Source organism: Streptomyces sp. SID3343, assembly GCF_009865215.1.
In the GTDB taxonomy this organism is placed as follows: Bacteria; Actinomycetota; Actinomycetes; order Streptomycetales; family Streptomycetaceae; genus Embleya.
Genome location: NZ_WWJX01000105.1, coordinates 1 through 8,644, shown reverse-complemented (window position 1 = coordinate 8,644; position 8,644 = coordinate 1). Strand labels below are relative to the sequence as shown.

8 protein-coding genes are annotated in these 8,644 nt (G+C 70.8%); 3 read left to right on the top strand and 5 right to left on the bottom strand.

Translation table 11 applies throughout. The annotated features are described in order from the left end of the window. The 3 genes from GT354_RS03625 to GT354_RS03615 all read right to left on the bottom strand — a co-directional run. The coding region (locus tag GT354_RS03625; protein WP_161354700.1) for an AAA domain-containing protein at nucleotides 1-1,635 on the bottom strand (1,635 nt) is incomplete at its 3' end. A 38-nt stretch (nucleotides 1,636-1,673) separates the two neighbouring features. After that, nucleotides 1,674-3,332, bottom strand: coding sequence for a trypsin-like peptidase domain-containing protein (locus GT354_RS03620; RefSeq protein ID WP_161354699.1), 1,659 nt, complete (start codon nucleotides 3,330-3,332; stop codon nucleotides 1,674-1,676). Between the two features lie 7 nt (nucleotides 3,333-3,339). Then, complete coding sequence (locus tag GT354_RS03615; protein ID WP_161354698.1) at nucleotides 3,340-3,639, bottom strand: trypco2 family protein; 300 nt, start codon at nucleotides 3,637-3,639, stop codon at nucleotides 3,340-3,342. A 449-nt stretch (nucleotides 3,640-4,088) separates the two neighbouring features. On the opposite strand from GT354_RS03615, the gene GT354_RS03610 reads away from it, so the two are divergent. Beyond that, entirely contained in the window at nucleotides 4,089-4,622 is a 534-nt protein-coding gene (locus tag GT354_RS03610) for a hypothetical protein (RefSeq protein WP_161354697.1), read from the top strand. A gap of 5 nt (nucleotides 4,623-4,627) precedes the next feature. Here GT354_RS03610 and GT354_RS03605 read toward each other — a convergent pair whose 3' ends face one another. After that, nucleotides 4,628-5,212, bottom strand: a complete 585-nt coding sequence (locus GT354_RS03605) for a GNAT family N-acetyltransferase (protein WP_161354696.1) — start codon at nucleotides 5,210-5,212, stop codon at nucleotides 4,628-4,630. Between the two features lie 71 nt (nucleotides 5,213-5,283). Beyond that, complete coding sequence (locus tag GT354_RS03600) at nucleotides 5,284-6,687, bottom strand: MFS transporter (RefSeq protein WP_161354695.1); 1,404 nt, start codon at nucleotides 6,685-6,687, stop codon at nucleotides 5,284-5,286. Nucleotides 6,688-6,882: 195 nt separating this feature from the next. Between GT354_RS03600 and GT354_RS03595 the strand changes: the two genes are divergently transcribed. Both GT354_RS03595 and GT354_RS03590 read left to right on the top strand, forming a co-directional pair. Continuing rightward, the gene (locus GT354_RS03595; RefSeq protein WP_161354694.1) at nucleotides 6,883-7,236 is read left to right on the top strand and encodes a MarR family winged helix-turn-helix transcriptional regulator; all 354 of its coding nucleotides are present in this window, start codon (nucleotides 6,883-6,885) and stop codon (nucleotides 7,234-7,236) included. A gap of 408 nt (nucleotides 7,237-7,644) precedes the next feature. Further along, complete coding sequence (locus GT354_RS03590) at nucleotides 7,645-8,151, top strand: AbfB domain-containing protein (protein ID WP_161354693.1); 507 nt, start codon at nucleotides 7,645-7,647, stop codon at nucleotides 8,149-8,151. Nucleotides 8,152-8,644: the final 493 nt, after the last annotated feature.

Genomic DNA, 8,644 nt, shown 5'->3' with positions numbered 1-8,644 from the left:
GTCCGACTCCGCGGCCGCTACGAACAGCACGTCCAGCCGCGCGCGCAGCCTGCGGGCGCGGCGCGCGAAGAGGCCGCCGAGCAACGGCATATCGGCGCGCGAGGCGGCCTTGTCGTGAACTCGGACGCGCGTCTCGATGTGTTCGCGGTGCGCTTCCGCCGCGGCGCGCGCCACGGCGAGCCGCTCGGTCCACGCCGCTGCGGCGTCGTGCGCCGGTCCGCCGACCGCACGGCGTTTCGCGTCGTGATCCGCACCGGCTCGGGCCGCCAGTTCGGTCAGTCTCTCGAACGTGTCCACGCGCGCGGACAGTTCCTCGGCCCACGGCGCGGCGTTCTCGGGGTCGGTGCACGCGTCCGGCGCGTTCGCGGTGCGGCCGAGGATCTCGCCCCGCAGGTCGGCGATCTGGCGGTCGAGCAGGTACGGCTTGCCCTCTGCGGTGACGCTGCTTTCGTGGCCCACGCGCACGATCACGAGTTCGCGAGGCAGCCGGGCCAGGACGTTGTCCACCGCGCGATGGGTGTGCGACGTGACCAGGATGCGCTGGGGCGGCTCCGCGATGGCGCCGGCTCGCACGATCTCGCTGATCGTCCGGGTCTTGCCGGTGCCCGGTGGGCCGAGCACGATGAGCAGGTCGGGGACGGTCAACGCCTTTTGATAGGCCGTGAGTTGGTCGGGGTCGAGCGGCTCGGCGGGCAGGGTGCGGGCCGCCCCGAACGGCTGCACCACGCGATCGGTGAGCACGGCCAGGAGGGCCGGGTTGGCTTCCTGGCCGGTCCGCAGTCGGGCGACCGCTTCGCGCTGTTTGCGGTAGACGACGTCGGTCGGGGTCACCTCCAGTTCCCCCTGGGGCGCGAGGTCGCCCCACGCGACGGGCTCGTCGAAACGCACGGTCGCGACCTCGTGGCCGCCCTCGGCCGCGACCCGAACAACCTGTCCGCGCCGCTCCGGACCGCCGCGCACTTGGACGTAGCTGTTCTCCTGGGGAGTTCGCCCGCCGACGAGGTGGAATCGGTACACCGCCCGGGTCCCCTGGCGTCGTTCGCCGGTCGCGCTGACGTCGCGGTACGGGAACGGCGGGGCGGCGCGCGTCTTTTCGCCGTCGATCCGCTCGGTGGCGTCGATCAGTTGGTCGAGGGTCTCCAGCAGGCCCGTCGCGCGCTCCGACGGCACGGGCGCGGAGGCGCCGTGGATGGTGCGATCCGCCGCGAGCAGCCTGGTCCATTCGGCGTCGAGTCGGGGCCAGTGCGCGTCGGAGCCGGCCGGGATCTGCTGCGGCTGGTGCACCGACCGCCACAGTGGCGGGCGCACCCGGAGGTAGCGGTCGGCGAGCCGGCGGTGATCGGCGTCGCGCACCGGGTGTATCCCGGCGATCGTGTACCCGTCGCGGCGTGGGGTGGGGAACAGTCTTACGACGTAGGACGGTGCGAACAAGATCATGCTCTTGTCGCCGCCACCGGACCTGGGTTCGTCGAGGGCGGCCGGCACACCGTCGGTGCGGCCGTTCAGGTAGTCGATCAGCACGCGGAGGTCGACGGGAACGTAGGGATTACTCGCGTGCCGACGCAGCTGTCCGTCCAGCGTCTTCGCCGGGACCAGCGTGACGGGCCCGGGCAGTTCAACGAGGTGGATCGGCATGGAGGGCTCCTCTACTCCTTCGTTTCGTCGGAGCGTCGTCAGGCGAGTCGGTCTCGGACGGCGGTCAGGGCCGCGGCGAACTCCGCGATGTGCGGACGCGATCGTGGGTCGGCCGCCAGGCCCTGTGCCAGGGCGCGGCCGAGCGATGCCGGCAGGTCCGGCCCGAGGATCGACCCGGGCGCGGGCGCGCTCGGATTCGGTGCCCGGCCCGTCACCAGGTGGTACGCGATCGCGGCGAGCCGGTACACGTCCGTGTGCGGCCCGGGAGTACGCGATCCTCGGCGCCGGCTCTGCTCGGGGGCCTGGTGCCCGTCCGCCGCCGCTTCGCCCGGTCGGGGCTCGCGCATGGCCAGGCCCAGGTCACGAAGCACGAGCCGGCCGTCGTCGAGCGCGATGATGCCGGTCGCGGCGAGCCGGCGGTGACCGATCCCTCGGCGGTGCAGCGGTGCCAAGGTCGCGCAGAGTCCGGCCAGGCCGGCGAGCAGGCGAGCGGTCCGCCAGGGGTCCAGCGGCGCGGCCCATGCGCCGGTCGCCTCGGCGAGCGTCTCGCCGGGGCCGCCGCCGGGCTGTGCCGGCGGCCAACCCAGTACCAGGGTCGACGTGCCGCGTCCGCCGGCCACCGCGATCGGCGTCGGCAGACCCGGGAGGGGGCCGAGCTCTTCGAGCAGGTCGTACTCGGCGGCGAGTTCGCGCACTGCGGCACGCGCGTCGGGCCCGTCGGCGCGGGCGTCGACGCGGTGCAGCCACACGTACTTCCCGGCCGAGGAACGTTGCTGACGTGGAGTCAGGCACAGACCCCGGGCCCGGCGGACATGTACCGAGCGAACGGCGCAGAACGCGTCGTCCAGGTGCTCGCCGTGCAGCAGATAGCGACGCCCTTGCACGTCGACCTCCGCGCCGCCGCGCCAACCCCCGTCCGGGCTCGGGGTCGTGGCGGCGTCGCTCGTGGCGACCACGATTCTCGCGGGTGCCGGGGAGCGGTACGGCGGGTGCCCGGGATCGGGTGCAACCCGTACCGGTCGCAGCCGATCAGGGTGGAGGGAGGTGCCGAGGAGGTCTTCCAACGCTCCTACGCGCGCCGGGTCGACTCCGTGCGCCCATCGCTCGGCCGACACGGCGGACAGGGTGCCCAACCCGTCCGGGCGATGGTGTCGGCTGACGATGCCGACGACGTGTCCGGCGACCCATAGCGCCGCTCCCGACATGCCCTCCCAGGGTGACGCCGTGGGGTCCACGTCGCGGTCGGGCGGGGGCACGGCGATCGACAGGGTGCCCTCGCGGCGATTCGACAGCGGGGCCAGCGTGCCGAACGCGTCGCACGAGTCCCGGTACCGGGAGCCGTCCCGCGCGTCCTTCATCTTGTATCGAGGGAAACCCACCGCTCGGCACGGGTAGGGGAGTTCGTGGCCGTCGAGGCGAGCGAATCGCACCGGCGGCCGGTCCTCGCCCGGCACGAGCAGCACGGCCACGTCGGTCCGTTCGTCGGCCCACGCCGGCTCGCCGACCAGCACGCGCGCGCCGGGCTGATCCGCGTTGAAGCGCACTCGCACCGCCACCGCCCCGGCAATCACGTGAGCCGCCGTCAGCACCCGCCCGGGACCGATCAGGTAGCCCGATCCACGCCGACCGCCCCCGTACTCCAGGTCCACGATGATCTCCGCGACCCGTTCGAGCGTGACTCCCGCCTGCACTGCCATCGCGTGGTCAGCGCTCTCCGTGGGCCTGCTCTCCGGAGATGAACGGTGGAGCGTTGGTACCCGCCAGTCTCGGCTGGAGGGTGAGCGAGATCTGTTGCGTGTGCTCGTGGGCCCGTCGGCCCTGGGCGTCACCCTCGACCACCCAGAAGCGCACCTTGGCACCGGCACCGGCCTCGCGGGTGACGGTGACGGTGGCGGCGATCTCGACCGGCCCCAACTCGAAGCGCAGCCGTTCGCCCGCGCCGTGCTCCATCGCGTCGGTCAACTCGCGCCGTAGATCCCGGATCATCTCCGCCAGTTCGATCATTTCGCGCCCTTCCCCCGATGACACACCGATCCCCTCCCCGTACCCGCGCACGAACTCGGCGAGCGAGCCACAACCGTCCGTTTCCCGAAGGGGTTTTCGGTCTCCACCGGTCCGCCGCCACGTGCAACGAAGAGACTACACATGGTGCCGAGGCGTGCGCGCAGCCGAAGTAGGCCGCACCGCGCCACCCTTGGCGGTCGTCTCACCGGGCGGTCTTGTCCCCGACGTGCCCACCGACCTCGATCGGCCCGAACCGGGAGCCGACGAGGTGATCGCCGCGTGGCGCGGCCGAGCACCGAGCCGGTTCTCGGCATCAGGTGTGGCGGCGGGTGATCGCTTCGCCGTTCTCCGTGACGCCGGTATCGGGATTCACGGGATCCGAATCTTCTCCGAGGTCTAATCTGCGGAAAGGCCGCGTTTTCCCCGGCGGCCGCGCGAGGAGGTGTTCCGTGTCTTCACCCTGCGATCCTGTGCACGCCCCCGTCGGCGACGTGGGTACGGCGCTCATGATGGTCGACTCTCGGCTCAAGAGCGTCCAGGTCGGCGGGATCGCCACCGATCCGCAACAGCAGGAGTTGACGGACCGGTTCGTCGCGTCGGTGGGCCCCGAGGGAGCCGCGGCCGTCTTGGACGGCGCGTGCACGCTCATCCTCCTGTTCATGGAGTGGTTGCGGGGCGCCTATGCGGAGCATGGGATGGATCCCATCGAGCGTGTGGTGCCCAACCTCGTGGCCACACTGCGCAGGATGCCCGTGAGCATCCGTCCCGAGGCCATCCCCATCATGGCCGGCCTGGTCGTCGCCGCGGGAACGGGGCTGAGCCCCAGTCTGTGGCGCGCGCAGTACGGATGCTGGACGGAGGACGAGATGACTCCCTTGGAGGCAACCGCCTTTCTTCTCGCGGCGCACATCAACCACCTCACCGACGACCCGAACTTCGCCACCCGCATGGTCGCCGACACGCTGACCGCATCCGAATCGTGACCGACCTACCCGGGGTGCGGCGAGGCCGGTCGTCCAGGACCGTCCCATTCGGTCCGGGTGAGTTCGTACTCGACTTCACCGTGCGCGGAGCCCTCGATCGCCTCCGGCCAGTCCTCGGTGAAGGTGCGGACGAAGGACAGGCCCGACTTCTCCAGGACGCGACGCGAACGGGTGTTGACAGCCATCGTGTTCGCCGTGACCCGCTCGACCGCCAGGTCCGTGAACCCCTTGTGGATCAGGGCCCGGGAGCCCTCGGTGGCGTAACCACGCCCCCACGCCGCCTGGTTCAACCGGTAACCGAGTTCGACCACGGTGGTGCTGTGCTCCTCCAACGGTCGAAACTCGAACCAGCCCAGGAAGGTGCCGCCCGCCTTCTCCTGCGCGGCCCAGTAGCCGTGGGTGTTCCAGCAGGGGTGGATGTGCACGAGTCGGGGCAGGGTCCGCGTCTCGATTTCCCGGCGGCCGGTGGGGCGGCCACCGTTGATGTAGCGCATGACCTGCCGGTCGTTGTACAGGGCGAGCAGGTGGTCGGTGTCGGCCACCGTGAACGCGCGCAGGACGAGCCGGTCGGTCTCCAGGAAGGTGGTCATGCCGTGATCTTCGCGGTGGAACGGCCGGGCCTGCCACCGATTTCCGGCCGGCGGCGGGCCGATCTCCCGTGTCAGCCGGGGTGGGTCGGGTCGTCCTTGGGCCGCGGTGCGGTGGCCAGGGCCGCAGCCAGGAGGCCCGCGGCCGTGGCGAGAACGACGATCAGGCCGGTGCGTTCCGAGGGAGCGGTGAGCAGCAGTCGACCGAAGACGGCGGTGCCGAGCGAGCCGCCGAGTTGGCGGGCGAACGTCAGTGTGCCCATGGTGGCGCCGATCCGGTCGGCTCGGGCGCGTCCCTGGGCGATCAGCGTGTACGCCTGCAACGACAGGCCCAGGGCGGCGCCGACCATGGCCATGCCCGTAACGGCGACGGCGAGAGCGAAAGGGCGCGGAGCGCCGTGCAGCGCGGGCAGGACGGCCAGGCCGGTCATGCCGACCACACCGGTGGTCAGCGCGACGTAGCCCCAACGGGGCAGCGCGGGGTGGCGACGGGCCAGTAGCGAGAAGGTCGTCGTGGACAGTAATTGGCCACCGGTCAGCGCCAACAGGAGCAGGCCGGTGGTGCCGCTGCCGGCTCCGGTGCCTTCCTGGACGGCCAAGGGTATGAACGTGAACGTACCGAACAGCGCGATCCCGGCCAGGCCGGTCGAGACGATACTGCGGGCCAGACCGCGGTCGTGGAAGAGCGACGGTGGGATGAGCGCGGTGGCGGCGCGGCGTTCGACCTTGACGAAGGCGACCGCGCACCCGGTGACCCCCGCGAGCAGCGCTGCCGTGCCCAGGGGGCTGTGGGCCAAGGTCTGCGAGACGCCGAGGGCGACCACTCCTGCGCCGACCGCGGTGACGAGCAGGGTGCCGGCCCAGTCGAAGGAGGCGCCGGCCTCGGTCTGCGGCTTGCCGGGCAGGCCCTTCGACCCGAGCAGGGCGCCGGCGACGCACAGCGGAAGGTTGACCAGGAAGATCCATCGCCATCCGGGGCCGGCTGCCAGGAGGCCGCCGAGCGGGGGGCCGGCCAGTGCGGACAGCGCGAAGAGGCCGGTGAGGTATCCCTGCCGGCGCATCATCTCCTCGCGGGTGAACATCTGGGCCAGGGCGCTGATCGCCGTGACCACCAAGCCGCCTCCGCCGAGGCCCTGGATCCCCCGGGCGGCGACCAGGACGGGCATCGACGGCGCCAGGGCGCAGCTCAGCGAGCCCACGGCGAACAGTGCGAGGGCTGCGTGGAAGACGGCGCGGCGGCCGAACAGGTCGCCGAGCTTCCCGTGGACGGGCGTGGAGACGGTGACGGTGAGCAGGTAGACGGCGGTGACGCCGGCGACGGCACTCGCGGAGCCGAGGTCGGTGGTGATGCTCGGCAGCGCCGCGACGACGATGTTGGTGTCGAGCTGGGCCATGAGCATGCCCAGGAGCAGGGCGGCGAAGGCGAGCCGTGCCCTCGGGGACGGCCGGGCAGTGACATCCTGAGGAGACGTGTGCATTTCGCACACGCTATATTGCTTGCGAATCGCACGCAATTCTTTGGAGGTTTCGTGGCTCCCGAACTCCCGGACCGGCACGGTCTCGCGATCGAGTCCGAAGATCCGTCCCACGCGCGCCTTGCCGGCGCGGGCTCCGCCCTCTTCCGATTGGTCCGTTTCTGGTCGCGTCGGTGGGTTGTCGCGTCGGGTGGGGAGATGTCCGCGGACATGTCCCGGGTGCAGGACATCCTGGTTCTGGAGGCGGTCGATGCCGCCTCGGCACGACACGGCGAGGTGTCCGTCACCGACGTCGCACACGAGCTCGGCCTCGACCGCTCCGGTGCCAGCCGAATGATCGGCACGGCGGTCGACCACGGCTACCTCACGCGAACCGCCTCCACGAAGGACGCGCGCCGGGCGACACTGACCGTCACCCCCACCGGCGCGGACGTGCTGACCGCTGCCCACGCCTTCCAGGAAGAGGTGTTCGCCCGCCTCACCGCCACCTGGGACCTCGACGAGAGCGCGGCCTTCGCACGCGGACTGCGCCGCTTGGCCGACGAGACGTGACGGCGCCGACCCGCCGCGGAACGTCGGCCGGCCCGGACCGGATTCGATCAAGCAGCCGGGTGTCGGATGATCACCCTTTCGACAGCAGAATCCCCGCGGCGATACCAAAGCATTGAGTCTGGACAGATTGTGGCGCCCCGAATACAGTGCGATCGGGGCCTGCTGAGCAGGAAATGCAGGAGGGGGCGGAAAACGTGGATGGCGGCTGTGGCACCGCTCTGCCTTGTCATACGGCAGGCTCTTTCAGCGGGAAGTTGCGCACGGAGTCGCCAAGATCCCCGGGCGCCCGGCGCCGTAAGTTCCGAACGGAATGCATCACTCCGGCCCGGTATCCAGCGCCGCAAAAGCCGCCGTCGGCGCCGAACCCGGACCGCGTCCGCGACATGCCCAGACGGAAGGAAAAAGGCCATGCCCTTGTCCGCAACTGATCTGGCAAAGCCGGGAATTCCGCCGATCACGATTCGTTCGACGTTCTTCCAGAACATCTACCTGCGTATGGACGGCACCGGGGTGACGGCCACCACCGACAACGGAGGTGGGAAGGTCGACTGTCAGTACGGCACCGGCCCCTGGACGACGTTCAAGGTCCACGCGCAGACCGACGGTTCGTACTCCTTCGAGTCGGCGGCCTTCCCGAACGTGTTCCTGCGTATGGACGGCACCGCCGTCCCCGCCACCATGGCCGGCGGTGGGACGGTCAACTGCCAGTACACCGCACTGCCCTGGGAGAAGTTCAAGGCCCGCGCCCAGGCCGACGGTTCGTTCTCCTTCGAGTCGGTGGCCTTCCCCGGCGTCTACCTGCGCCTGGTGACCGGCAGCGGGGTGACCTCCGCCACCGGGCCCGGGGGTACGGTGAACTGCCAGGTCAACGCCAACGGCGGCGAACACGAGAAATTCTTTCTCGACCTGGCCTAGCGGTCGGCTTGCCCGGGGGAATTCCACCCCCGGGCTTTTCCGGGACCGTATATGACGTCATATGACGTCGAGTAGGTCACCGGCGGGACACCGTGCGGTTCGAGACGGCATCCGGCTTTCCGACTCCTGTTCTTCGCGCGCGTTTTTCCGAGAGGACGACCGCCGCCCGAAGCGATACCCGGGCATCACCGATATCGCGGCGTCCGCCTTTCGAAAAGGCTGTTGTCCGGCGTTGGCCGAAAAAGCGGAAAGCGCTTGCGAGGTGCGCCGGCGAGGGGGTGCGTGCCGAGAATTCGGAACGTATGGCGGAACAGGCGCTTTCGGACGACGAAGCGGGGCGATTCGTATCCGCGTGTCCGGGTCGAGAAGCGGCGGACCGGATCATGACCGCGGGCCGGGCGAAAGGGGCGGCGTTGCCGGCGCGGGTCCCCCCGGCGCGGACTCCGCCGGTGCGGCGGAGGGGTCCGGCGGCGGCGTCGCGGGCGCTCGTCGA

What these genes read in the sequence shown, in the direction of transcription:
- GT354_RS03620 (WP_161354699.1), bottom strand. Translation starts at nt 3,332, where the DNA reads ATGGCAGTGCAGGCGGGAGTCACGCTCGAACGGGTCGCGGAGATCATC.
- GT354_RS03615 (WP_161354698.1), bottom strand. Translation starts at nt 3,639, where the DNA reads ATGATCGAACTGGCGGAGATGATCCGGGATCTACGGCGCGAGTTGACC.
- GT354_RS03605 (WP_161354696.1), bottom strand. Translation starts at nt 5,212, where the DNA reads ATGACCACCTTCCTGGAGACCGACCGGCTCGTCCTGCGCGCGTTCACG.
- GT354_RS03600 (WP_161354695.1), bottom strand. Translation starts at nt 6,687, where the DNA reads ATGCACACGTCTCCTCAGGATGTCACTGCCCGGCCGTCCCCGAGGGCA.
- GT354_RS03595 (WP_161354694.1), top strand. Translation starts at nt 6,883, where the DNA reads ATGTCCGCGGACATGTCCCGGGTGCAGGACATCCTGGTTCTGGAGGCG.
- GT354_RS03590 (WP_161354693.1), top strand. Translation starts at nt 7,645, where the DNA reads ATGCCCTTGTCCGCAACTGATCTGGCAAAGCCGGGAATTCCGCCGATC.